We start from the raw sequence: 24,725 nt of genomic DNA, 5'->3' as shown, positions 1-24,725 counted from the left end.
ATGCTCAGCAATCATACCCACGAACGTCTCGCCGCTCTCGGGCTCGCCGGAATGGCCAAGGCCTTCGATGATCAGCAACGCCAACCGGACGTCACCGCGCTGACCTTCGAGCAGCGCCTCGGCCTGATGATCGATCGCGAAGCAACTGAGCGAGAGAACAAAAGGCTCATCGTACGCCTGAAGTTTGCCTCGCTACGGCAGGCCGCAATCGTCGAAGATGTCGATCTGCGCGCTCCGCGCGGCATCGACCGCGCCTTCTTTGCCAAGCTCGTCGATGGCGATTGGATCGGCCGCAAGCAAAATTTGCTCATCACCGGGCCGACCGGCGTCGGCAAGAGCTGGATCGCCTGCGCGCTCGGTCACAAGGCATGCCGCGATAATCGATCGGTCTTGTACCATCGCCTGCCAAGGCTGTTCGAAGCTCTTGCGCTCGCCCGCGGCGACGGACGCTATGCGCGGCTCCTCAAGACGTTATCGAGGGTCGATTTGCTCATCCTCGACGACTGGGGCCTCGCTCCGATTACCGGCGAGCAGCGTCGCGATCTCCTCGAAGTCGTCGACGATCGTCACCAGCGCGGATCGACCATCATCACCAGCCAGGTACCGATCGAAAATTGGCATGAGATCATCGCCGACCCGACCATCGCCGACGCCGTCCTCGACCGCCTCGTCCACAACGCTCACCGCCTCATCCTCAAAGGAGACAGCATGCGGAAAATAACTGCCCAACGCGCCAATCTTGACGCCGCGAAGAAAACCTGACCCAACTCCTCATGCCGGCAACGACACCCCGGCCGCCTTCGTCGGAACAGGTGGCCGCCTTCGATCGGAATGCATGGTCGCGTTCAATCGGAATCTCTGGCCGCAATCCCCGGAATCCGCACCGGCCAGTGCAGGTCTGTCCTTTCCCGACAAGAGCCGCGTTCCAACGAAGCCGCAGGGGTTCGGCGGCGCGGGATGATCTGGTGGCTCGAAAACCCGGGACGGGCCAGATCCGAGCGCCAGAGCGTCGCCGAGCTGGCCGAGCGCGTGAGCTGGCTCAAGAATTTGCGCTGGTATTTATCGGACGGCGCCGCACTTGCCGTCGATTTCGAGATCGACCACGACGGCCGGAGCGTTCCGCTCACGATGACCTACGCGGAATTTCACCCCAACGCGCCACCCATCGTCGTCCCGCGCGATGGAAGTCGGTTGTCGAGCCATCAATATGGCGCCGGCGGAAATCTCTGCCTGGAATATCGCGCCGACAACTGGGAAGGAAGCCTGACAGCAATGTCTTCATTGCCGCCATCAAGTCGACGGGCCTCTCTTCGCGGAGCCTTTCCGCCTGTTCGACGAAGCCCGAGAGCAGGCCCTTCATTTCATCCGGCGCCTTCTCGAGCCGCCTCGCTCCTTGCATCATTGAGTTCGATGCGACGCCTAGACGGTTTTCTCCGCTAGCGGTGCTTGAGATCTTCTGCTCGGTGGTCCATTAGGCGACGTTCATGGGTTCTTCCGCACATTTGGTGCAGGTGCAGGAGTTGACGGACAGTGCGCATCAGAGCATAAGGTCGGATTCAGCGTCCCCCAAATCGCTTAGCTCCGTGTCTTCCACTCGTTGCTTTTCTCGAGCTTCCGATTGTCCAGACTTCCCCAAACCGGAGTGTGGTACTCGTTGCTCGGGCGAAGTCGCGGTCTCACTCGGTCGCGTCCCTGCGCCAGAGACCGCGGCAGCAACAGCGACGCAGGATCTGATGGCGGCCCAGCGACTTGCGCCCCTGATATTGAGCGATGATGAGCGTGCCAGACTTTAGTCGGTGGCGATGCGCCGGAAGACGGCACAGGCGCTAGCTCTGAGAGCCCGGATCGTGCTGACCTGCGCGGAAGGCGGTCAAAACAAGGAAGTGGCGGACAAGCTAGGCCAGGAGCGGGGACAGTAGGCAAATGGCGGCGGGCCTACTACCTCACCGGTTCGTCGGATCTACTCACCATCGCGGCTGAACGCGCTTTCCTCGACGGAGGCGCCACATGAGCGAACACCTCCTTCTGGCGCCGCTCGTGCGGGCGCGGCTCTACGACGATCACCTCGACGTGTTCGTCGGCGGCACGCACCTCCTTACCTTGCCGCGCGGACGACCGCATCCCAATGGCAAGTACGATCAGGTCGTCGATTATCGGCACGTGATCCATTCCCTGCGGCGCAAGCCAATGGCGCTTCTCAATCTGGTCTATCGGGACAGGTTGTTCCCGCGCGAAGGCTATCGGAGAGCCTTCGACCGATTGCGCGAGCGCTTGCCGGACAAGAAGGCCTGCCGGATCATGGTTGATCTCCTCGCGCTCGCTCATGACCGCGGCTGCGAAGCCGAACTTGCCGATCAACTCACCGCCGACCTCGACGCCGGCCGACTGCCCGACCTCAACCGGCTGCGTGCTCACTTCGCCCCAGACCCCGGCAACCTGCCCAACGTCGTGGTGCAGCTCGTACCGCTTGCGACCTACGAATGCCTCATCGGTACCGCCGAGACCGGAGGTGCCGCATGAGCGTGACGAACACCGTTGATGCCGCGCGCCTCAATCTGTTGCTCAACGAGCTCCAGCTGCCTGCCATCAAGGTGCTGTGGGCGCAATTTGCCGAACAGTCCGACAAGGAAGGCTGGCCGGCCGGCCGCTTCCTCCCGACCATCGCCGAGCACGAGATCGCCGAACGCGGTCGCCGGCGCACCGAGCGCCATCTCGTCGAGGCGAGGCTGCCAACCGGGAAGATCTTCGACAGCTTCGACTTCGAGGCCGTGCCGATGATCTCAAAGGCGCAGGTGGATGCGCCGGTGACAGCTGACTGGGCAAAGGCGCCAATTTGCTCCTGTTCGGTCCGCCCGGCGGCGGCAAGAGCCACTTGGCGGCAGCTATCGGCCTGGCCCTCATCGAGAACGGATGGCGCGTCCTCTTCACCCGCACCACCGATCTCGTGCAAAAGCTCCAGCTGGCTCGCCGCGAGCTCAATCTCGAGGCCGCCATCAACCGCCTTGATCGCTTCGATCTCCTGATCCTCGACGATCTTGCCTACGTCACCAAAGACCAGGCCGAGACTAGCGTGCTGTTCGAACTCATCAGCGCACGCTACGAGCGCCGCTCCATGCTGATTACCGCCAATCAGCCCTTCGGTGAATGGAACAAGGTCTTCCCGGACCCCGCCATGACGCTGGCCGCCATCGATCGTCTCGTTCACCACGCCACCATCGTTGAGATGAATGTCGAGAGCTATCGCAGGCGCACCGCGCTCGAGCGAAAACGCGGTCCAGGACGGCCGCCCTCGCACGCGACAATCAAAACCGTCGCTGATTGACGCTCCGCGACAATCAGACTTCAACAAAACTCTTGCGCACGACAATCTGCGCGGCGATCATCAACTCGCCGCGACACTGACTCGTCATCCAGATTGCCGCGCCTTCCGACCCAGATCGACGCGCTACACGCGTCTTCTCACGATTGTATCGTCGGCTATTCCTAGAGCGCCTTCAGGCGGCGTTCGATAGCACCAGGCTCCGGTTCTTCGGCCACCTCGCGCAAAGGCCGGGATCAGCCAGGCGACCTATTTCAACTGGAAGAAAAAGTACGACGGACTGCTGCCGACCGAGATGCGCCGGTTGAAGCAGCTCGAGGACGAGAACGCCAAGCTGAAGAAGCTGGTGGCCGATCTGTCGCTCGACAAGGAGATGCTGCAGGACGTGATCCGCCGAAAGCTATGAAGCCTGGTCGGAAGCGCAAGCTCGTCGATGAGGTTTGTGGTGATTGGCAGGTCTCGATCCGCAAGGCTTGTGAGGCCCTCGAGTTCGACCGATCAACCTACCACTACAAATCTCGCCGCTCCGGCCAGGCCGCCCTCGAAGCACGGATCAAGGAGATCTGCCATGTTCGCGTTCGCTACGGCAATCGCCGCGTCCACGTCCTGCTCCGCCGCGAGGGATGGCGTCACGGCCAGAACAAGACCCGCCGCATCTATCGCGAATTGGGCCTGCAATTGCGCAATAAATCGCCGAAGCGAAGGGTCAAGGCCAAGCTGCGCGATGACCGCAGGCCAGCGACGCGCGCCAACGAGACCTGGGCGATGGACTTCGTCCACGATCAGTTGGCGAGCGGACACAAGCTGCGCGTGCTCACGATCGTCGATATCTTCTCCCGCTTCTCACCGGTGCTGCAGCCACAGTTCAGCTTCCGCGGCAGCGACGTCGTGGCGATACTGGAAAGGGCCTGCAAGGAAGTGGGATTCCCGGCGACGATCCGGGTCGATCAAGGCAGCGAGTTCGTGTCGCGCGATCTTGACCTATGGGCCTACCAACGCGGTGTCACGCTGGACTTCTCCAGGCCCGACAAGCCAACCGACAACGCATTCATCGAAGCCTTCAACGGCCGCTTCCGCGCCGAGTGCCTCAACACGCACTGGTTCCTCAGCCTTGCGGACGCCCAAGAAAAAGTGGAGACTTGGCGCAGATACTATAACGAAGAACGGCCCCACGGCGCGATCGGCAATCGACCGCCGATTTTGCTGCACAACCACGTCGGCGCAACCAGCCCGCCAACGTGACAGAGGCGCAAAACTCTAGTTCTGGGTGGTCCAAAGTTCGGTCTCGCTACAAACCCAACAGGACTCTAAATGCTACTGGATTAAATTTCGGTGGCAGGTCACGAGGGACAGCTTGGCCGGTGCTATCTCAAAGGCCGCGCCGGCGACGCCGCCAACGTCGTCCTCTCAGCCGTCGGCCACAACTCTCGCCGCATCCTCGCCTGGTTCAGAGAACTTTTGCGCCTGTTGCTGGTCTTGCTTTGGCGCGCTCTCAACTGTCCAGCTCAGCTCAATCCGGCTTCTTAACGGTCGACTAAAAGCGACCGACTTCGGCACCGCCTCGGACCCCCGAAGTCGTTCAATTTCATGAATAACTATTTTTACTATAATTACTCTAGCGAATTATTTTTCCCGGATGATTTCGTTGAAAAAGGCGGCAGTGGTCCGATGTATTGGCGCCAGCTATGAAGCGGCCTAGCGCCTGGGTTCTCCGCTATGCGGACCTGGGGATTTGCATCGGGATCAGCTTGGCCATCTTACGAAGGTTCTGAGCGGTGGCTGCGAGGGTGAACTCGTTCCGCGCGCCGTTCGGGCCCCTCAGTCGGAGGCGGTCGAGCTTGAGAATGCGCTTGAGGTGCGCGAACAGCATCTCGATCTTCTTGCGGAAGCCGACGCGAAGTGCGGCCCTCCAAAGATCTTGCGATCTGGCGCGCCATGTCGCGAGCGCCCTCATAGATCGAGCGCGGCCCCCTCCGTGAAGGCTGCTTAGGGCAACACCGGGACTTGAATGCGCAGCGATCACAATCATGCTTGCTGGCGAGGTAAAGCATGGTGGCGCCATCATTCACCAGCGTTCCGGTCGTGGTAAGAACTTTACCGCTGGGACAACGGTAGACGTCCCCGGCATGGTCATAGGTGAAGTCATCGCGCGAGAAGATACCGTCTGTGCGGGCGGACTTGTCGAAGACTGTAACGTGCGGCTCGATGCCGTGCTCATAGACCAGCCAGGCAAGCATCTCGGCCGAGCCGTAGCCGCTGTCACCGAGGAGCCGGTTCGGATAGAGATCGAACCGTTTGAGCGAGCGCTCAATCATGCGTTTGGCGGCCAACACCTCCGCCTGCCGGATTGCCGTCGTCGCCTCGACATCGACGATGATCGCGTTCTCGACGTCGATCAGGTAGTTCGTCGAGTAGGCGAAGAAGGCTTGGCCACCATGCGCCCCCGTCCAGCGTGCCGCCGGGTCGGAGGGCGACACGAACTTCGGCGTGACCTCGGTCGCAGCTCCGAAAGCGGCATCATCGAGGAGAGCCAGATACTCATCGATCGCTCGGCCGGCAGCCTCCGGGGGAAGTCCCTTGCCGCCTTCGATCCCCTTCTGCCGATTGGCATCGGCCTTGATTAGGCTCGCGTCAACGGCAAATCCTTCGCCGCCGACCAGTCGCTCCTCGATGCAGCGGCCCAACACGCTCTCGAATACGCGACGGAAAAGGTCGCTCTGCCGGAAGCGGCCATGCCTGTTCTTGGAGAATGTCGAGTGATCCGGCACCGCCCCATCCAGACCGAGCCGGCAGAACCACCGATAGGCCAAATTGAGATGAACCTCATCGCATAAGCGCCGTTCCGATCGGATGCCGAAGCAGTAACCGATCAGCAGCATCCGGATCATCAGCTCGGGATCGATCGAAGGTCGACCGATACTGCTGTAGAAAGGTGCCAGCTCCTGCCTGATCTTTTCAAGGTCGACAAATCTATCGATCGACCGGAGCAAGTGGTCGGTGGGAATATGCCTTTCGAGCGAGAACTCATAGAACAACGCAGACTGTTCGACTTGCCGATGCCCCATCATGATCTTCAGTCCTGCCAACTAGACAGACTGAATCACTGATCCCTCTGCGTCGCAACAGCCGCCTTTTTCAACAGAAACCGGATACAATCTTACTTTATCCAATTTATATTTTTTCTCTAATGCGCTAATAGCTATTTCAACATAGTCGTTTTTCAATTCTCATACCTTGTGCGTGTTTTGAGACGATCCCTGGCACAAAAACTCGCATTAAAAGCACCACGGCAATAATCAAACACAAACGATCATTTTATTAAGTGGCCTCGACTTATTTTCAAAGAGACTATTACAGAGAACCCGTCGCTATGACGGGCCGCCAAATACAGCTTTAAGACCCTAAAGGGGCAAACAAAAACATACAAAACAATACCCACAACACCACAATAAGCGCCCAGGCCAATATACGGCGACTTCGATCATTCCTTTTTCCCACGCCCCCATGCTACCACCTCGATCTCACCGGTCAGGTCCGGGGCGCTCTTGACAGCGATGAACCACTCGCGCCCCCCCTCCTCCGTAGCAAATGGGCGACCGCCTTTGACCCAAGTTCCGAAAAAACGTCGACCGGACACGGTCGTTTGAGCGTCAGCCTCATTCCCATAATAGAATTCAAGCGTAACATTGGCTTCATTCTCTAGGCCTTCATAATTTATCCTGGCGTTCTCAAGAGCGCGTCTAAGGTTGCTGGTCACATTATGGCTGGTGAACTTCCATGTGTAACGTTCCGGCATCCTGAAACGAGATATTTGATTCTGTTTGCGATGAAAGAAGTGGTTGTGGGATGGCAAGAATTATGAGGTTTTAAATAGATGACCGCTGAGGCCTTTCAAGCCTCGCAAAAAGTTGCGTGCCGTTTTGGGCAAGCGAAAGAGAGTAATGGCTTTTTTTATAAGCGAAATGCTAAAAGAAAAATAAGTTCGGCTCTCAGCGGGACCAAGAATATTTGGGATAACGACAGAAAATGGCGTGCTCGTCACCACCATCTTCAAAGGACGTCTTTTCGAGTGACCCGAATGCTTTATCCGTTGAGGGCAAATTTTGGTGAGGCCAAAGCGGCTGTTGGAAAATGACAGAAAATGAATATTCAGCCAGCCAGCCAAGTGGACCCCGGGAGCAGGACCACTGGCGCCGCCTTCTTAGTTGGAAGTCTCGCCGCTCCGATTTTCTGATATCAGGCCGCGAGGGCCTGTTTCTGCGTCTGTTGTTGAGGTTGAAGTCGGTGAACTTATAGAACGCTGCCCATCCCGCTGACGCACTTCGTGCGCAGCACCTCGATCGCATTCGTCAGTAGCTCGAGAGAGTGAAGAATATTGTACGCAATCACGGGCTCCATGACGTTCAATTGGAGCTGCCCTGCTTCGGCAGCAAGCGTGATTGTTAGGTCGTAGCCGATGATCTGGAATGCAACCTGATTGACGACTTCCGGCACCACCGGATCGACCTTGCAAGGCATGATTGATGAGCCCGGCTGAAGCGGCGGTAGATCGATTTAATTTAGTCCTCGCCGCGGTCCACTAGAAAGTATTCTTAGGTCGTTTCAGATCTTTGACAACTTAGTGGCGGTTCGCTTGAGCATCCCCGAGAGCAAAACGAAGGCTCCGGTATCTCAACATGCTTCGATCAGGTTGCCGGCGGCCACGAGCGGGAGACCCGAGATCTTGCAAAGCACCGATACCGCCAGCGCCTGATAGTCGGAGTTGGTATTGATGCCGGTACCGATCGCTGTGCCTCCAAGATTGATCTCCTGGAAGAATGCGGCGATCTCTCCGAGCCGAGCGACATCCTCGCGAAGTGTCGTCGCGAAGGCTTGGAATTCCTGTCCCAGCGTCATGGGGACAGCATCCTGCAATTGCGTTCGGCCGAGCTTTATCACTTCGCTGAAAGACGCCGCCTTTTCCTCGAAGGCAATCGCGAGGCGTTCGAGCGCCGCCTGTAGCTGCCCATGGGATAACAGGATCGAGAGCCGGATTGCCGTCGGACAGACGTCATTTGTGGGCTGAGACAGATTAACGTCGTTGTTGGGGTGCACGACGTCGTATCGCCCGCGCGGCAAGCCCATCATCTCAAGGGCACGGTTCGCAATCACCTCGTTGATGTTCATATTGGTCGACGTTCCCGCTCCTCCCTGGAAAACGTCGAGCGGAAATTCTCTCCACAGCACTCCTCGCGCTATTTCGCTGCAGACCTCGCAGATTACGTCGGCCTTATCTTGCTGGAGATCTCCAAGACGCGCATTTGCCCTTGCCGCAGCCGTCTTCACGAACGCTAGCCCTTAATAAAATGGGAAAGTGATTGATCGGAATACCTGAGATCGGGAAATTTGCGATCCCGCGTGCGGTCTGCGGTCCGTAGTAGGCGTTCGCCGGGATCGTCACCGGGCCAAGGCGCAGGCGAGCGGCAGGGCGAGCGCGTGTCCGCACCAGGCAGGAGTCCCGACCGCGGCCGCGGCAACGACCATCGCCACGGCGCGCCAGGCGTTACCGACCGAAGGTGAAGACGGGCCGGGCAAGGCCGAGAACGCCCGATGACGGGAGCGGGCCGAAGTAGCGGGAATCATAGGAGCCTGCGAAATCGGAGTGGAGATAGAGCTCGCCGGCGGGAATGACGCCCCCGGCAAAGGCTAAGAAAGGACGGCCGACGGCATCGGTATGCCGGACATTGGAATCGGGAACCGACGGCCATCGATCGAGACCTGCTCGGCCACATCGACCTGTTGGCCGCCGACGGCAGCGACGGTCTTGATGAGTGGGCTTAAGCCCCCGGCGCAAAGTCCGCGCCGAATGTAGCTGCGCGAATGCCCGTTCGAACTCGGCTGTGTCGGGCGGACAGATGAAGACGAGATCGCCGACGGCGGCTGCCCGATCCAGCCTCTCGATCCGCCACAGGCCGCGTAGATAGCTCGACGTCATGTTGATGCGCAGTCCGGCGCCCCAGCCGGCGCCAGCCACGGCGGCGACGAGCCCGGCGCCAGCCACCAGGATCGCCAAGGGGGAGCGCCGACTGCTCATTTCAGGGTCTGTCCCTGGCTCTGGATCAGGCGCTGCGCTTCGGCCTGCTTGAGGGCCTGCGCGGTGCGCTCCCCCGCTGCGAGCTGCTGTGCCGCACGCATGGCGGGCCATGCTTCTTTCAGCTGCTCGCGCCGCGCCGGATCCATGTCGGCAGCCGCCTTCTCGAAGATCTGCCCGTTGGGCTCTTTAGCGGCGTTCGGCAGGAATGTACGATCGCCAAAGCGCTCTGCGACGGCCTTGCTAAAACCGTCGATATCCGCCTCCACCATCCGGTCCTCGAGCGCGAACTCAAGCGCGCTCGGCAGGTCGTTGCGTTCGATGGCATCGCGCACGCGCTCGAGCACGCGACGCGCGTCGCGCGACAAAGCGGGGATGTCAATGGCCACACGATGCCGGATCGCGCGTTCCTCGGCTTCGTGCTTGTGCTCGGCCTCGGCGCGAAGACGTAAGTAGCGCTCGATGTCGCGCCGGAGCGCCGGCACATTGGCGTCTGCGCGCTGGCGTTCCTCCTTGTCCGCCTTGCCGGCCATCAGACCGCTTTTTCCACGCAGCGCGCCGAATAATTCCGGGGTTGCGGCGATGCACGCGAGCGTCGTGCTCGCAACGGCCGGATCCTTCAGCATGGCGTCGAAGTTCGTCGCCCTGAACGCCCGCTGGGGATCGGCAAAGACGAGGCGGAAGCGGGTGGAGACATCCTCCCACTGCTTCTTGATGGCGGGGTCCGCCAGGATTCTGTCCTCGACGGTGTCGATGAGAGATTTTGGGGAATGTCGTCACCCCAGTGACCATGGGCTTTGCCTCCTTATGTGCGGTGTTGATGATGGGTTTACGGCCATCGACGAGGCCGAGTTTTGCACCGAGCGCACGCAGCCGACGGCCGACTTCGGTGAGGCGCTGCTTCTGGCGAACCGTCCAGCGCAGGCGGTCGCTCATGAGCGTGCGCGCCACCCGAACGATGTGCAGTCCGCGGTTTGCGGCGAAGCGAAGCGCATCGCGGTAGAGGCTGCCGCGTTCGTAATCGAGGGTCGTTTCCTTCGCCCTGCGCTGAGACAGGATCGGGATCAGGCCCCCGGCCTTCTGGAACGAACGCCGGCCATAATACAGCGCCACATCCTCGCGATGGCGGGTCAGCGCGACATAGGTCAGGTGCTTATCCAGGGACAGCGTTGCCAGCACCTTGACCCGGTCGACGGTCGCCCTGCGCCTTATGCACCGTCGTCGCGTAGCCGTGGTCGACATTGCGATAGAAGCGCTGATCGACCTCGACGCGGCGGCGGCCCTCGCCCTCTCCAATCTCGGCGACCAGCGCTTAGGCTCTGCTTCCACGACCTTGCCGATCATGCCGTTCTTGACGCCGAGCGAGCCCTCGTTCTTCAGGAAGACGATCTGGTCGCCCGGCGCAAACCGGCGCTGGCCGTCCTCCGTCCGGAACGCATGTCCCTGTGCGACGAGACCGCGCTCGACGAGCTTGGCGCGCGCCATCTCGTTCAGCGCGCGGAAGTCGCGGCGCAAATGCGCGAGGATCAAAGTTGACTTCGATGGATCGTAGTCGCGGTTCCAATCAGCGATCAGATTGTCGATCGCCTGCGCCTTCAACTCCGAGCCGAACAGACGTCCATGATCGCGATAGGCGGATAGGGCCGGCGCCGTCCGGCCACGGGCAAGATCGAGTGAGGCGTCGCGCATCCATTGCTGGCCCTGGCGATAGATCGTCTCGAGCTCGGCATAGCCGATACGTTCGACGATTGCGCGAAACGCCGCCCCCGCTTCGATCGGCTGGAGCTGCTCGGGATCGCCGACCAGGACGATCTTCGCTCCCGCCTTTGATGCTGTTTCGATGAACAGCGCCATCTGCCGCGAAGCGACCATGCCGGCCTCGTCGAGGACAAAAACCGTCCTATCATTGAGGCCATTGCGGCCTCTCTTCCAGCGTAACTCCCAGGAGGCGAGCGTGCGGGATTGGATGCCCGCTTCCTTCTCCAATCCCTCGCGCTCCGCCCGGCGCTGGATGGCCTTGGCCGCGACGCCGATATGGGTGGTCGGCACGACGTCGATGCCGCGCTCGGCGTAGGAGCGGCCATCGACGCGAATCTCGTGACCATGCAGAGCTAGGTGCTGATTCTGCAGGTCGAGCGAACCGTTGCGCTGCTCGAGGAACTCCTGCTTCTCGCCGGCCCAAAGCCGGTAGGCGATCTTGCCGGATTTCATGCGCAGCGGCTGCCCGTCTTCTCCGACGACTGCGACCCGCTTCGGCCCGAATCCGTCCTCGGTGAGAGGCCGCAGCGTCGTCATCAGGTGGACATCCTCGCGCAATGCCGGTAGGCAGCGGCCAGCACGGCGCTGCGGCCATCGCCGCGTCCGATGAGCTGTGGCGTGAAATGCGTGATGGCCACGGCTGAAGCGATCCTTCGAACGAACATGCTGTTCGTCGGGATCGGCCCGCCCAGTTGGGCCGCGAAGCAGGACGTCGCGTCAGCGACGTATTACTGCGCCCTTGGAAGCCGCTCCTTCGGAACGGCGGGATGATCTTCCAAAGCGTCGGCTCCGCCGACCCCGTTAATTACCCGGGTCGCGCTTCGCGCTCACCCCGGCTTTCCTGTCGGCGCTTCGCGCAATTAATGACAGGAAAGGTCTTCCGGAATGAAAAAACCCTCGCGGCAGATCAGGGACGAAATCGCTCGGCTCCAGGACCAGCTGAAGCAGGCAGAAACACGGGAAGCCGAGCGCATCGGCCGCATCGCGCTCAAGGCCGGGATGGGAGAAATCGAGATCGAGGAAGGCGCGTTGCTGTCGGCGTTCGAGGAGATCGCCGGCCGGTTTCGCAAGGGCGGGAGCAGACCGGCCAAGGCGGCCACGACCATCCCGCCTGTCGCGCCTGCGGGCCTGGCTGAACAGGGCTGAACGCATGCGTCGGTCCGATGCAACTCACGCCCGCAAGAAGGACACGCGGGAGAAGATCGAGCTCGGTGGCCTGATCGCCAAGGCCGGGTTGCGCTACGAGAAGCGTGCGCTGCTGCTCGGCCTGTTGCTTGATGCCGCCGATCGTCTGCGCGGCAACGAGGCGGAACGCGAGCGCCTGACGGCGATCGACGCGATGGCCTTCGGCCATGAGAGCAAGTAGGATCGCGCTGGCGATCGCGCCGGCCGTGCTGATGGCGGGCTCATGCCTTGTCCTTACCGGCATCGAAGCGTGGCTTTCGAAGTTCGGAACAACCCCAAACGCGCACCTGGTGCTCGGGCGGATCGGCATGGCCTTGTCCTACGTGATGGCCGCGGCGATCGGCGTGGTCTTCCTGTTCGCGGCGGCTGGTGCGACGGCGATCCGCTGGGCCGGTTGGAGCGTCATGTTCGGCGGCCTGCTTGTGGTCGCGATCGCCGCCTCGCGCGAGATCGCCCGCCTCCATTCCTTTGCCAATGCCCTGCCCGCTGGAGACCGGCTTGTCGCTTATGCCGATCCCTCGACCATCATCGGAGCGACGATCGCATCGCTCGTGGCGGTGTTCGGACTGCGTGTAGCGATAAGGGGCAATGCCGCGTTCGCGGCCGCCGAGCCGCGCCGCATTCGTGGGCGACGCGCCATCCATGGCGAGTCGGACTGGATGACGATGATTGAGGCTGCGCGGCTGTTCCCGGAGGCGGGTGGCATCGTGGTCGGGGAGCGCTATCGTGTCGATCGGGATGCGGTCGCCGACCAGTCGTTCCGCGCCGATGACGTTGAGACATGGGGCGCCGGCGGTAAGTCTCCTTTGCTCTGTTTCGATGCGTCTTCGGCTCGTCGCACGGCATCGTGTTCGCCGGGTCCGGCGGCTTCAAGACAACATCGGTCACGGTGCCGACGGCGCTCAAATGGGGTGGAGGGTTGGTCGTCCTTGACCCGTCCAACGAGGTCGCACCGATGGTCACCGGACACCGGCACGGGGCGGGTCGTCAGGTCTTCGTGCTCGACCCGCGCGCCTCGGCGATCGGCTTCAATGTGCTCGACTGGATCGGCCAGCACGGCGCAACCAAGGAAGAGGACATTGCCGCCATCGCGTCATGGATCATGACCGACAATCCACGCCAGGGCCCGGCGCGGGACGACTTCTTTCGTGCCTGGGCCTTGCAGCTGCTGACCGCGCTGATCCGGCCCAGTCGGCTGCGCAGGATGCGCAACTGCCGCTGATGCCGCTTGAATTGCTTGGCATGGCCGTAGCGCCCCGCCATCATTGTCGCGGTTTTGGCAATGCGCAGATAGGACTGCCGCAGCTTGACCCCGTGCTTCCTCGCCAGACGGTTGGGCCCCTTGATGGCCGCGTGCAAGAGCTTGGCATCGGTCGGGAAGGTGATCGCCTTCGGCTGCACGGTGGTATCGACTGTGACCCGTTTGATGTCCTGGCTGCGTAACGCGCCGGCCTCGTGTGCCACCCGCAAGCTCTCGGCCAGCAACAGCTCCAGCTTGTCGCCGAGCCGCTTGCGCCAGTGGCTCAGGTCCGAGCGCTTGTGCGGGAATGCGTGCTGGAAGAACTCTTCGCCGGTGAAGTACTAGAAATATGGATCGTGGACCCAGCGCTCGCACACCCTCTCATCGGACAGCCCGTAAATGTGCTTGAGCAGCAACAGCCCGATCATGAAGCGGGTCGCGATCCCGGGCCGACCATTCTCGCTATAGAGCGGCGCGATCTCGCCGTCGATCCAGTCCCAATCGACCTTGCCGGCGAGCTGAACCAGCTCGTGCTTCATATTGATGATTTGGTCCAGCCTGGCCCGGAACAGATCGCCCGATCCGTCGTCCTGTGCTTCTTCGGTCGCATCGCCACCTCCGATGCGATGACGGAATCATGGTTGGCGATTCGACGGAATCCTGAAAATGAAATTGCAAGGTTCCGACGCCCGAAGCATCAAACCCCTGCAAACGCAAAACAGTCCACAACGACAAATGCGATTCTAGCTCAATCGCTTAGCCACTCTTCACGGACGACGCGATCGCCTAGGAAGCTGGCTCGACGGGCTCCAGAGTCGGATGCATCCGAACAAGGCCGTTGTCGCTCTAGCCGCCAAGATGGCCCGCATTGTCTGGGTGGTCTTGAACAAGGCTGGAGCTCTCTACGAACCCAGAGATCCTGCTTCCACCTGACGCTTTTGGCTTCGATTGCAAGGCTCGGGAACAGTGATGACGAAACAGTGGATCAACATGCCGTAAGCCTGTGCAAAAAAGCGGGCTTCGTGCCCGAACCATTTATTGGGAACGGCGTGCGCGGATCTCATCATGGCCTGGCTGCAACCGCAGTCCACTCGCGAGAGGCCGGATACATTTATACAACTGGAAGCGTCATTTTTGCTGGTTACGAACCCTTGCACGAACAGGACGGACCATACATTAATTGAAAGGAGCTCGCGAAGTGCGGCCGCATCGCCTTGACCCCTTGAACAACGCAAGTGGCGGCCAGGCGGGCTCGCCCTTTGTCACCAGCCCGGTCTGTTCACCCGAGATGGAGGCCACCCACGGGAGCAAGTTCAAGCCGTCAAATATCCGCACTGAGCCACTCTGACGCACGATGGTGAAACTGCCCTCGTTTTCACGCGAGTTTCACGGCCGTTCCTTTGGACCTTCTGTATAATCGCAGTAACAAGACATTACGAGGCCAGCTCCACAGGAAGTGGTAGTGTTTGAACATCAGAAGACTTTGACTGTCGCCCGACCTGACCGTTTCGTGAGTTCGTACAGTGTATTCAGCTGACACCACCAAAGGCGAACGGCGCCGGGCGGTGCTCGTAGGCATCAACGATTATCACGGCGCAGCGAACAACCTTCCGAGCAGTGTTAACGATGTTAATGCCTTTGAGGAGGTACTCAAGAAGCAATACGGATTCGCCAACATTGTTCGACTTGTCGATTCCGAAGCCACCGTAGGCAATGTAACAGCTGCCTTGCGAGAGCTCTTCGCAGACGTATCGCCGGACGATCGATTGGTCTTCTTTTTCTCCGGTCACGGAACGACTGCACTCCGAGGCCTCGTCATTGAAGAATGCATTGTTCTCTACGACGGCTATCTCTTCGACGTCACGTTCGCGCAGATGACGCAGAACCTGCCGCCCGGAATATTGACGCTCGTTGCCGATTGCTGCTTCTCCGGCGGCCTTGAAAAGCGGATGTTGGCGCCGGCGTTCAAGTACTCCGGGTTAGTCGGACGCGCGCGCGTCAAAACCCACATGCGTCCAACCCGCGACAAATTCCTCGAACACACCAACGGGCAGGGCAGGGCAATAGCAAAGAAGCGCTTTGGTGAGATGACTTACCTTCGGAATTCACCCGTCGCGGCGAATTCGCGGGATCCCCTGGCCGGGTTGCAGGCCTCTATGCCGGAGGCCGCGTCCGGTGAGACGGGGCAGCTACAGTTAAATGGCGTCCTTCTTTCCGCTTGCCTCGAAACCGAAACGGCAGCCGCGAGCACTGCATTAACGGAAGGGAAGTCGGCCTTTACCTTTGCCCTTCTCCATTCATTGAAGGCGCTCGGCCCCGGAGCAAGCTTGGCTGAGCTTGTGGACGCCGCGAAGTTAATGATCCAGAGGGTCGGGCTTCCCCAGACGCCTCTTTTAAAGGAACCTAAGATTCCAGGGGACACACGGCTCCGCTCCTTCATCACCTTTGCACGCCAGCGGAGAAGTGTGATCTGAGAGCCGCAACCAACCGCAAACATCAACAAGGTGATCAACAATGGACACATCTACGCTTACTCAACTGTCACTTGGCACAGCTAAAGAGAGATATCAGCTTGAGCGCGACCCTTTCGGAATAGATCATCCGAGTCTAGTTCGCGCGATCGTCTCGATGATTACGGCTGAGAACAATGACCAGCAGCCAACCCCGGAACCTAACCAAATTGCAGGTGACCTTGCCAGAGGTCAGCAGCTTACCGAGCAGAAGCTGTTCGGCATCAACCCTGCTATTCTGATCCCGGCGATCATCTCGGCGGCTAGGGCGGTGATCAAAGGTCAGCAGCCCAACGAGTTTGACGAGAGCCTACGTGGCGACGCGATCCAAATTGCAGGTGACCTTGCCAAAGGTCAGCAGCTTACCGAGCAGAAGCTGTTCGGCATCAACCCTGCTATTCTGATCCCGGCGATCATCTCGGCGGCTAGGGCGGTGATCAAAGGTCAGCAGCCCAACGAGTTTGACGAGAGCCTACGTGGCGACGCGATCCAAATTGCAGGTGACCTTGCCAGAGGTCAGCAGCTTACCGAGCAGAAGCTGTTCGGCATCAACCCTGCTATTCTGATCCCGGCGATCATCTCGGCGGCTAGGGCGGTGATCAAAGGTCAGCAGCCCAACGAGTTTGACGAGAGCCTACGTGGCGACGCGATCCAAATTGCAGGTGACCTTGCCAGAGGTCAGCAGCTTACCGAGCAGAAGCTGTTCGGCATCAACCCTGCTATTCTGATCCCGGCGATCATCTCGGCGGCTAGGGCGGTGATCAAAGGTCAGCAGCCCAACGAGTTTGACGAGAGCCTACGTGGCGGTCGTGTCCCAGAGAGTGGTGTAGCTGACGCGCGCCCCTACATAGCGCCGTAGCGAGCGAGCGGCTTTGCGGGTGGTCACCGATGATTCGTCGGTAAGGTTTGGATTGCGACAGCCAACCTGATTCGAGGAACCACCGATGACCGACGACATGATGAACCTGCGCGCGCTCGTAGAGAAGACCCCCGATGCTGATCTCTTGCGCGAGATGATCGGCTTTGCCGCCCACCGGCTGATGGAGCTGGAGGTCGAGGGCCTGACCGGAGCCGCGTACGGCGAGAAGAGCCAGGAGCGCCAGGTCCAGCGCAACGGCTACCGCGACCGGAGCTGGGAGACCCGGGCCGGCACGGTCGAGCTGCGCATTCCCAAGCTGCGCAAAGGCTCCTATTTCCCAGGCTTCCTGGAGCCACGGCGGATGGCTTCACTCGTGATCCTCGCTGAGCCGCTCTGACGCACGATGGTGAAACCTGGCTCTCGTTTTTAACGTGAGTTTCATGGCATTTCCTTCGGATCTTTCTGTATAATCGAGACAACAAGACATTCTGCGTTCAGCTTCACAGAGAGTTTCAATGGTTGAACATCAGCAGACTTCTACGATCGGCCGACCTGACCGTGGGTTCCTACAGTGGGTCCAAAGCGGGCACCAGCGAAGCCGAACGCAACCAAGGCTGGGCTGTGGACGCGGAATCAACGACTATCATGTCCCTGCCATACCTTCCGAGCTGTCTTAATGCCTTTTAAAGGGCATCGAAATGGCAAACGAAGCAACAAATGAGACGACAAACACAAGAGGACACGTCAGCAAAATGCAGAGCGGTTTGGAATTGCTTGCGCAGATCAAATTGAGGCCGAACGGATCGGTTGAAGCGTTTCTAACTGACGTGCGGCCAGTACTGAGGGCTTTCACAAAGAAAGATAACCCGTTCAAATACAAGAAGCCGGTGAACAAGATTAATAATGAATGCTACAGATTTGTGATAGGAAGGCTTGGGCAGGGCGTAGTGAAATCACCATCCGAAGGTGCCGACATTCTAGACAAGCTGATTTCGGCAGCATTGAACGACAGCGACACTGAATTTCAGGCGCTCATCGCAGAGGCATACCAATTGGATGCCAAAGTGGCAGAGGAAACACCAGACGAACCACCGGGAGCGGAAGGGAAGAAGAGAAAGTTGAAGACCGAACCAACACCCACCGATGACGGACAAACGCCCAAGGACCAAATGCAGGAATAACCAAACCGCCCCCCGGGGACGCTTTAGGGCGTACCGGGCAATCCTGCTCCAGTGCGTGCGCTGGATGTTTTTCAATGTCCAGCGGTACCGCGAAGCCAAGCCTCAAGGCGCTGCCGGTGATCCGCACATCGGGCCCGGAGGCCGGGCGGGCGGCGGCCCTGAGGGCGTAGCGCCAGTTTGTCGACCTTCGCCCCCGCATTCAACGGCGTCAGAGATGAGGCGGTGACTTTTGAGATCGGTTTTGGAGGATGTCAGGCCGCTACTGCGGCTGCGTGGCCCTATGGGGCGTGGAGCCGAACGGGGGAGAGCATTCTACCGCGTGGCCGCAAAGCTCAGGCAATCTTGGCTTATCTCGCCATGTGCGGAGAGGCACCCATCCCGCGCCGCCGCCTTGCTGGATTGCTGTGGAGCACGCGCTTTGATGAACAAGCGCGTGCTAGTCTTCACGATTATCGATATCTTCTCCCGCTTCTCGCCCGCCCTGGAGCCGCGGCTCACTTTCCGCGGCACCGATGTTGTGGAGGTGCTGGAAAGGGTTTGCAACGAAGTGGGCTTCTCGGCGACGATCCGCGTCGACCAAGGCAGCGAGTTCGTGTCGCGTGGCGTCGACCTCTGGGCTTACCAGCGCGGCGTCACGCTGGACTTCTCACGCCCGGGCAAAACGACCGACAATGCTTATATTGAGGCGTTCAATGGCCGCTTCCGGGCCGAATGCTTCAATGCCCATTGGTTCCTGTCGCTTGCGGACGCCCAAGAAAAAGTGGAGACTTGCCGCAGATACTATAACGAAGAACGGCCCCACGGCGCGATCGGCAATCGACGGCCGATTTTGCTGCACAACCACGTCGGCGCCACCAGCCCGCCAACGTGACAGAGGCGCAAAACTCTAGTTCTGGGTGGTCCAAAGTTCGGTCTCGCTACACAAAAGCCCGAGACTGTAACTGCCGCTGGATGAAAACTCGGTGGCAATGATATACCTCAATCATCTTAGTAGAGGGGCACGGTGAAATTCGATACCGACCCAGAGAACGTCAGACCGCTACTCCGGCTGCGCGTCTTTGGCGCAATGGAGGCTTGGCGCTGGACAGGTGAGAGCGTGCTGCCGCGCGGCCGCAAAGCGCAGGCAATCCTAGCCTATCTCGCCATGTGCGGAGACTCCACAGTCCCGCGGCGCCGGCTTGCCAGGTTGCTCTGGAGCACGCGCTGGTACGAACAGGCACGAGCCAGTCTCCGGCAAAGCCTAATGGAGCTGAAGCGAGGCATCGCGATCGACCCAGAGTTGCTTTGCATCGAAAAAGACCGCGTATCCTTGCAGACCAACAGGGTCTGGATCGATGGGATCGGCAGACCCGTCCAAGCTCACCGGTCAACATTCCCGCCTCAGCAGGAGCCCGACACATTTCTGGAGTCGCTGCGTGGCGTCGACACGGCATTCGACCGGTGGATCGACAGACAGCTGGCGATTTTCGCACAATCGGATGACATAATCATTGTATCAGCGAATTATGGAGAATTCCGCAACGTTCAACTTAGCTTGAGACCGGTGTCTGTCAACGACCGAGCAATCCGACCACCCGAGAAGAAACGGCTGGAGCGCTCCCGTTAATATCGTTCATTGCTGCCGACGTCGATGATCATTCTGGAAGCGTTCTACGTTTTGCAGACTTAAGTGACCTGCTACATTCGAAGCCCCCCAGTGGGCTCGTCCCCTGAATGGTCGCGATGCTGAGGACCATTGGGTCCGTTCTTAAGTGGTGCTGCTGCTGTTCTGGCCGCGGATGTCAACTTGCGGCGTTGTCCGAGCCTCTGGTTTGCCAGACGCTATCGCGCGCAGTTTTCCAGCGCGCTTGATGAGGGCGCTGTAAACCTTAGTTCGAGGGCCCAATGCTGGCGTGGAGCTTCTGGACTCCGGTTCGTGGGCCGCTTTGCCGTCCGACTGGCAAGCCCTCGTGTAGGTCGTGCGCTAGTGCACTGGCTTGGCCCGCAAGGTCCCCCAATGCCAGAACGGAGTGTTTACCGCCAATGTCTCGCGATACGCGCCACGCCGTCATCGTATATGACATGGCGAGTCCACACCTTGCTGCGCGAGGCTGGAAGAATGTTCAGGGGTCTTGCTCCAATCACGCGTTTCACCCGCGGGGCAGGTAGCAGTGCATCGCTGGCACCGCCGCCGCGATCCCGGCCCACATCGCAGCCGGTCTGAACAAACCGGTAGACACCTTGACGGGGTCATGGCCGGCGGATCGCCGCTCGAGCTTCAGGAGCGCAACGATCCGGCGGTACCCATAGCCCGGGCGGCTATCCACCAGGCACCGGATATCGGAAGTGAACTCCGCAACCCCGGCGCGCGGCCTAGGAACCACGGTTTCTACGCTTGCCGCCGGTTCGCTCAACCAGGTTGGAACGGGCGAGCCCGAAGGTCGCTGCGAACCCCTTTCACGAGCATCCTCCGGTGCTTGCATCGGGGCAGCAAGATCTTTTTTACTTGTGTTAGTACACTGTTGAAGAACTCAGCCGCGTTCGCAAACGAAGCCCGAATTGTGGCCATTGTGTGTATAGACATGGCCGGCGAGCCTGCCCGCAGTGCCGATCATAAACACATTCGCGTCCTCAGGCGGGGTCATTCTCGTCTCGGCCTTCGCATGAGAACTCCGTCAGGCCGAACCGTTTCGCGCGCCGGAGAGGACATCGGGAAAGCCCTCCAGCGCACCGAAGCCAATTTCACCGTCGGACTTGCCGCCGAAGCTGAGATGCGCCTCTTCAGGTAAGATCGAGGAAGTCGCCCCCCACTTGTTCACTTCGACGATGCGCCAGCAGCCGGAAAAAAGCCTTGGCGAAGCCGGGCACCTTGGTCGTCAGCCGCCCTCCGTGATCAACCATTGTAGGCGGCAGCAGCGAAGGTAAAAGCGATCCGCCCCGATCACGGCCACGGAAGCGGGTCTTCTCGTGCCCGGGGACCGTCTGGATCCAGCCGAATGCCTCCGCGATGCGCTTGCGGATGCTTTGGCTGACGGCATAGCTGCCGCGCCCGTCGTTCGCCGTCGATAGCAGAGCGGCCGCCGCTGGTGTTCTGCGCCACATGTGGCGTCACGTTCATCGAGCGCAGCTCGTTGACGAAGTCTTCTGCATCTTAGGCTTTGTCGGCGGCAGGCGGATCGCTGTCGGCCGGTCGGCACGCGGCTCGATCATGTGCAGCGCGGCGACCATTCGGCATGCCCGTTCACCAGCGTCAGGCGGGCGTCGACCAGGCCGCGATGAAGCAAGGCTTCGTTTCCCTGCCTTACCCTGCGGTACAGCTCGGCATCCGGATCGGTGGTCGAAGCATGGGTGTCGTTGGAGCGTTTCTGGCCGTGGAAGTCCGCTTCGGCATTGCGCCCGCCACCTGGCGCCGGCAACTCGCTGGAGCCGTCCTGCGGTTTGACGCTCTTCATCGAGGCCCAGGCCTCGATCAGGTTCTGTCGACCGAGAAGTATTCGCTCGACGGAAGCCTCGTCATCTTGGCTGCGCCAGCACCGCCGCGAGGAACTTGGCCGCGATGTCAACTAGCAGCCGGTCGCGGTTCTTCGAGAAACCCGAATGGTCCCAGGCTGCGTCGTCGGCGCCGGATTCCGATGAACCAGCGGAACAGCGGGTCGTAGTCTGGCCGCTCCATCAGAAGCCGCTCCGAGCCGATCGAATAAAACGCCTGCGACAGCATCGCCCGCAGCAGCTTCTCCGGGGGGATCGACGGCCGCCCAATCGGCGAAATAGAGCGCGGCAAGCTCGCGCTCCAGCAGGTCTCGAACCCGTTCCTCCAGCCGCGGGGCGTCCGATGCGGCGACCACGTCCTCAGCCGCACTCGCCGCTGCCTTGCCCCTTCGATTATCAATCATCTCCACGGAGACCAGCGTCGGGAGGAGGGCCCATGGCGACGGACAACATAGCTGATCTACATGCCCGGTTGCAACGTCTCGTTGACAGCCAAGAGCTTCTGCTCCCTCATAAACCGCCGCTCGCGGGCAAGGCCGGTGATGACTCCACCTTCGAAAACGTCTCTGACCAGGCGTCGCTCCTCCGGCTAACGCCGGTGTCCGCTCAAAATTCTGAAGGCTGTTGCGCAGCAAGCCGGCATGTCGCCTCTTGATCAAAATGCCAGGGCCGACCCGCCCTAAATGAAACGCGCACTCATATACGCCGTCAATTTGGTAAGGCGGCACTTTCGACCATGCCGCTCAAGACCCATCGAAACGACACCGTAAGATCGCCCGGCTGGTGAGAACGTGGCTGAGGTTCTTGCACCGGCGTCAGCTCGATTGATTTCTCACGATGACCGCACGTGCCTCGTCAGTGTGTCGGGACGGAGCACCTTTTAGCGCGCTATTCACGCCTGCCGCGTTCTTTTGAATGCTATTGTCGCTGTGTATCGCTAGCTTCATCGCGAACTCGGAGAAGGCACATGGACCTAGCATTCTGCAGCCAGAAATGAAGTCCGCATGATCGCGTCGCGCTACGGGTGGACGGCAAGCCAGTCTCGGCCCCGCTCCCGAGGGAGGTGTTGCGAGTTGCCTGCGACTGGATCTCGCCTGTTCGAGCCGAGGAGTACACATCATGACCAGCCCCAACGCGCCCCATGGGACGAGGTATCGGTAGTTACCGAACACGAGCGTGCCCAAGGATCGTCTCCAAAATCACCGATGGCACGTCAGGTCGTCGTGGACACCGCGGCGCCTTTTTCGGGGCTCACGATTCCTGGACCGACGCGCGAACGAGCGGCAATTCATATAAGACATATCCTGGCCACGCAAAGTGTCACTGTGATTGGGGCAAACGTTTGGTCGTGCGGGAGACGAAACCTAGACAGGTATGCTCTGGGCACGCTCGGTTTGGGTGAGGTCCGATGGCGCGGACGGGTCCAGCCACTGTGCCTTACGAGCAACCCGACCGCGCGGCGACGGTACCTCTAGGAGAGCGTCGTGAGACGTTCCGAATGCTGATCGGCAGTGACTTGGGCAGTGACCAAGTCGCACGGTCCGTAGTTGCTCGTGAATCGGTTCGAAGCGGGCGGTCGGATGAGAAAGCCGTCCTGCGCGAGAAGCAACAACCATTCGATATTAAGCACACCTGAAACTTAACAATGAGACGGTGTGATGAGAGTATGCCGGTCTGGGCGCTAAGAGTCTCCACGACGAAATTTCAGCTGGGAAAACTGCTATGGCAATCGGAGGTCTACCATCGTGTCTGGCCGTAACTCTCAAATATGAAGGTGGATACTCGAACGATCCAAACGATCGGGGGAATTGGACTGGCAAGAAGCGCGGCGTCGGAGTTTTGAAAGGAACGAAATACGGGATCGCTGCTCATGCATATCCGAATCTCGACATCAAAAACCTGACGCTTGATGATGCAGAGTCAATCTATGAAAGAGACTATTGGAACCCAGTGCGCGGTGAGAGCCTCCCTTACGGCGTCGATCTTGCGACGTTTGACGCTGGCGTAATGTCCGGACCTCGGCGAGGCGTTCGCTGGTTGCAAGCGGCAGTCGGCGCGAAACAGGACGGCCTTGCCGGAAGCGAGACGATTGCGAAGACGATCGCCGCGAACGGCAAAGCGACCATCCTGAGGATTTGCGCCAAACGGCGAGGTTTTGTGCAATCCCTTTCGTCGAGCAACTTTTTCGGGAGAGGCTGGTCGCGGCGCATTGCTGAGGTTGAAGCGAAAGCCGTTGCCCTGTGGCTGACGCGCGGGGCCGGCAAGCTAACGGAAGAAGACCGTGCGGAGATCTATAACGATAGCATCGCTGCACGAAACAAGGCTGTTGCCCACACGAAGAGCGCGAAGTGGACTTGGACCGTCGGTGTGGCGCTTGGCGGCGGCGATACAATCCTAAGCCGCGGCCCCAACTTGGTCGTTATTGGGATCGTCGCTGTTCTCATGATCAGCGGGGTCGTGCTCTGGAACAAGGCCCGCCACAATAAGGAGCGAGCCTTGGCCTACAAGGCCGTGGGTGCTTGATGAGCAGTTCATTTTTCGAGCTGCAGAGCCCCTTTTTATCGCGATAGTTTCTGAGCCGAGACAAAAATACTCCATTGCCGGCTCAGTGCTTCCTTCGTATCCAGTCGTCGCAGGTCCGGTAGTCAGCGCCTGAGCAGGGTAGGATTTCTTTGTACACCTCAGCCGCCGGCTTGAGCCGCCGAATAGGACGCCGTGCGCTCGTTGCAGCCCTCGGCACGAAGCCGATCGCGCTGCTCGGTAGTCTCCACGCCTTTCGCGATCGTGGTGATGTTGAGGTGACCTGCCGCTGCTCCAGTAGGAGTTAGAGTCCGGGCCGAAGAAGGACGGACAGATGAAGCGAGCACGGTTCACGGAAGAGATGGGGTATTCGGTCCCGATCGCCTGACCGATTGCCGCGCGGCACGTTTTGGCTGACGATCATGGACCAACTCCATCCGGAAAGGAGGAAAGCCATAATCTACGTCGGCCTCGATGTTTCGCTGAATTCCGTTGCGGTATGTGCAGTGGACGAGACCGGAAAGCTTATCCGGGAGGGAACCACGTTGGCAGACGCGCCATCGATTGTTCAGTACCTCGAACCATGGGCTGGTCAAGTTGAGCGGGTTGGCCTTG

General features: G+C 60.0%; 11 protein-coding genes and 13 pseudogenes. 18 read left to right on the top strand and 6 right to left on the bottom strand.

Translation table 11 applies throughout. The features are described 5' to 3' along the window. From istB (IVB50_RS02170) to IVB50_RS02145, 6 genes and pseudogenes are all read left to right on the top strand, one after another. Entirely contained in the window at nucleotides 1–762 is a 762-nt protein-coding gene (gene istB / locus IVB50_RS02170) for an IS21-like element helper ATPase IstB (protein ID WP_027515747.1), read from the top strand. Between the two features lie 195 nt (nucleotides 763–957). After that, the gene (locus IVB50_RS02165; protein ID WP_083926538.1) at nucleotides 958–1,440 is read left to right on the top strand and encodes a hypothetical protein; all 483 of its coding nucleotides are present in this window, start codon (nucleotides 958–960) and stop codon (nucleotides 1,438–1,440) included. 597 nt (nucleotides 1,441–2,037) lie between these two features. Next, nucleotides 2,038–2,520 (top strand): annotated as a pseudogene (locus tag IVB50_RS02160) (IS21 family transposase); the annotation flags it as partial. Continuing rightward, a pseudogene (gene istB, locus IVB50_RS02155) lies at nucleotides 2,517–3,322 on the top strand (IS21-like element helper ATPase IstB). The pseudogenes IVB50_RS02160 and istB (IVB50_RS02155), both read left to right, overlap by 4 nt. 223 nt (nucleotides 3,323–3,545) lie before the next feature. Further along, a pseudogene (locus IVB50_RS02150) lies at nucleotides 3,546–4,561 on the top strand (IS3 family transposase); the annotation flags it as partial. A gap of 102 nt (nucleotides 4,562–4,663) precedes the next feature. After that, nucleotides 4,664–4,846 (top strand): annotated as a pseudogene (locus IVB50_RS02145) (IS5/IS1182 family transposase); the annotation flags it as partial. 187 nt (nucleotides 4,847–5,033) lie between these two features. Here the strand turns inward: IVB50_RS02145 and IVB50_RS02140 are convergent. Beyond that, nucleotides 5,034–6,387, bottom strand: a pseudogene (locus IVB50_RS02140) (IS1182 family transposase). Between the two features lie 806 nt (nucleotides 6,388–7,193). Between IVB50_RS02140 and IVB50_RS02135 the strand changes: the two are divergent. After that, entirely contained in the window at nucleotides 7,194–7,454 is a 261-nt protein-coding gene (locus IVB50_RS02135) for a hypothetical protein (protein ID WP_157643082.1), read from the top strand. 170 nt (nucleotides 7,455–7,624) lie between these two features. On the opposite strand, the pseudogene IVB50_RS02130 reads toward IVB50_RS02135, so the two are convergent. The 3 genes and pseudogenes from IVB50_RS02130 to IVB50_RS02120 form a co-directional block, all read right to left on the bottom strand. After that, nucleotides 7,625–8,807, bottom strand: a pseudogene (locus IVB50_RS02130) (aspartate ammonia-lyase); the annotation flags it as partial. A gap of 54 nt (nucleotides 8,808–8,861) precedes the next feature. Next, entirely contained in the window at nucleotides 8,862–9,392 is a 531-nt protein-coding gene (locus tag IVB50_RS02125; RefSeq protein ID WP_345947062.1) for a S26 family signal peptidase, read from the bottom strand. Beyond that, nucleotides 9,389–11,693: pseudogene (locus IVB50_RS02120) on the bottom strand (AAA family ATPase); the annotation flags it as partial. The gene IVB50_RS02125 and the pseudogene IVB50_RS02120, both read right to left, overlap by 4 nt. Nucleotides 11,694–12,032: 339 nt before the next feature. Here IVB50_RS02120 and traC point away from each other — a divergent pair. From traC to IVB50_RS02105, 3 genes and pseudogenes are all read left to right on the top strand, one after another. Next, a complete protein-coding gene (traC, locus tag IVB50_RS02115) occupies nucleotides 12,033–12,293 on the top strand; it encodes a conjugal transfer protein TraC (RefSeq protein ID WP_018458955.1) in 261 nt (86 codons plus the stop codon). A 4-nt stretch (nucleotides 12,294–12,297) separates the two neighbouring features. Next, complete coding sequence (traD, locus tag IVB50_RS02110) at nucleotides 12,298–12,513, top strand: conjugal transfer protein TraD (RefSeq protein WP_018458954.1); 216 nt, start codon at nucleotides 12,298–12,300, stop codon at nucleotides 12,511–12,513. Continuing rightward, a pseudogene (locus IVB50_RS02105) lies at nucleotides 12,500–13,515 on the top strand (type IV secretory system conjugative DNA transfer family protein); the annotation flags it as partial. The gene traD and the pseudogene IVB50_RS02105, both read left to right, overlap by 14 nt. Here IVB50_RS02105 and IVB50_RS02100 read toward each other — a convergent pair. Beyond that, nucleotides 13,512–14,182 (bottom strand): annotated as a pseudogene (locus IVB50_RS02100) (transposase); the annotation flags it as partial. The pseudogenes IVB50_RS02105 and IVB50_RS02100 sit on opposite strands and share 4 nt — an antisense overlap. 173 nt (nucleotides 14,183–14,355) lie before the next feature. On the opposite strand from IVB50_RS02100, the pseudogene IVB50_RS02095 reads away from it, so the two are divergent. The 7 genes and pseudogenes from IVB50_RS02095 to IVB50_RS02065 all read left to right on the top strand — a co-directional run. Then, nucleotides 14,356–14,505: pseudogene (locus tag IVB50_RS02095) on the top strand (IS110 family transposase); the annotation flags it as partial. A gap of 590 nt (nucleotides 14,506–15,095) precedes the next feature. After that, complete coding sequence (locus IVB50_RS02090; RefSeq protein WP_018458949.1) at nucleotides 15,096–16,046, top strand: caspase family protein; 951 nt, start codon at nucleotides 15,096–15,098, stop codon at nucleotides 16,044–16,046. A gap of 40 nt (nucleotides 16,047–16,086) precedes the next feature. Beyond that, nucleotides 16,087–16,941, top strand: a complete 855-nt coding sequence (locus IVB50_RS02085; protein WP_247294114.1) for a hypothetical protein — start codon at nucleotides 16,087–16,089, stop codon at nucleotides 16,939–16,941. Between the two features lie 85 nt (nucleotides 16,942–17,026). Further along, nucleotides 17,027–17,308, top strand: a pseudogene (locus tag IVB50_RS02080) (transposase); the annotation flags it as partial. A gap of 331 nt (nucleotides 17,309–17,639) precedes the next feature. Next, nucleotides 17,640–18,122 (top strand): hypothetical protein, encoded by a 483-nt coding sequence (locus IVB50_RS02075; RefSeq protein WP_157643113.1) that lies wholly within the window; start codon nucleotides 17,640–17,642, stop codon nucleotides 18,120–18,122. Nucleotides 18,123–18,549: 427 nt separating this feature from the next. Then, nucleotides 18,550–18,993, top strand: a pseudogene (locus IVB50_RS02070) (integrase core domain-containing protein); the annotation flags it as partial. 132 nt (nucleotides 18,994–19,125) lie between these two features. Continuing rightward, entirely contained in the window at nucleotides 19,126–19,728 is a 603-nt protein-coding gene (locus IVB50_RS02065; protein ID WP_018459540.1) for a hypothetical protein, read from the top strand. Between the two features lie 1,266 nt (nucleotides 19,729–20,994). On the opposite strand, the pseudogene IVB50_RS02060 reads toward IVB50_RS02065, so the two are convergent. After that, a pseudogene (locus IVB50_RS02060) lies at nucleotides 20,995–21,867 on the bottom strand (IS5 family transposase); the annotation flags it as partial. Between the two features lie 1,445 nt (nucleotides 21,868–23,312). On the opposite strand from IVB50_RS02060, the gene IVB50_RS02055 reads away from it, so the two are divergent. Further along, the gene (locus IVB50_RS02055; protein WP_083926563.1) at nucleotides 23,313–24,113 is read left to right on the top strand and encodes a glycosyl hydrolase 108 family protein; all 801 of its coding nucleotides are present in this window, start codon (nucleotides 23,313–23,315) and stop codon (nucleotides 24,111–24,113) included. Nucleotides 24,114–24,725 lie beyond the last annotated feature (612 nt).

It is taken from the genome of Bradyrhizobium sp. 87 (assembly GCF_023073015.1).
GTDB classification, from domain to species: Bacteria; Pseudomonadota; Alphaproteobacteria; order Rhizobiales; family Xanthobacteraceae; genus Bradyrhizobium; species Bradyrhizobium canariense_D.
This window is presented reverse-complemented; position numbering and strand designations above follow the sequence as displayed.

Excerpts from the sequence above, each read along its gene's own strand:
- istB (WP_027515747.1), top strand. The coding sequence starts at position 1 with ATGCTCAGCAATCATACCCACGAACGTCTCGCCGCTCTCGGGCTCGCC.
- IVB50_RS02165 (WP_083926538.1), top strand. The coding sequence starts at position 958 with ATGATCTGGTGGCTCGAAAACCCGGGACGGGCCAGATCCGAGCGCCAG.
- IVB50_RS02135 (WP_157643082.1), top strand. The coding sequence starts at position 7,194 with ATGACCGCTGAGGCCTTTCAAGCCTCGCAAAAAGTTGCGTGCCGTTTT.
- IVB50_RS02125 (WP_345947062.1), bottom strand. The coding sequence starts at position 9,392 with ATGAGCAGTCGGCGCTCCCCCTTGGCGATCCTGGTGGCTGGCGCCGGG.
- traC (WP_018458955.1), top strand. The coding sequence starts at position 12,033 with ATGAAAAAACCCTCGCGGCAGATCAGGGACGAAATCGCTCGGCTCCAG.
- traD (WP_018458954.1), top strand. The coding sequence starts at position 12,298 with ATGCGTCGGTCCGATGCAACTCACGCCCGCAAGAAGGACACGCGGGAG.
- IVB50_RS02085 (WP_247294114.1), top strand. The coding sequence starts at position 16,087 with ATGGACACATCTACGCTTACTCAACTGTCACTTGGCACAGCTAAAGAG.
- IVB50_RS02075 (WP_157643113.1), top strand. The coding sequence starts at position 17,640 with ATGGCAAACGAAGCAACAAATGAGACGACAAACACAAGAGGACACGTC.
- IVB50_RS02055 (WP_083926563.1), top strand. The coding sequence starts at position 23,313 with ATGGCAATCGGAGGTCTACCATCGTGTCTGGCCGTAACTCTCAAATAT.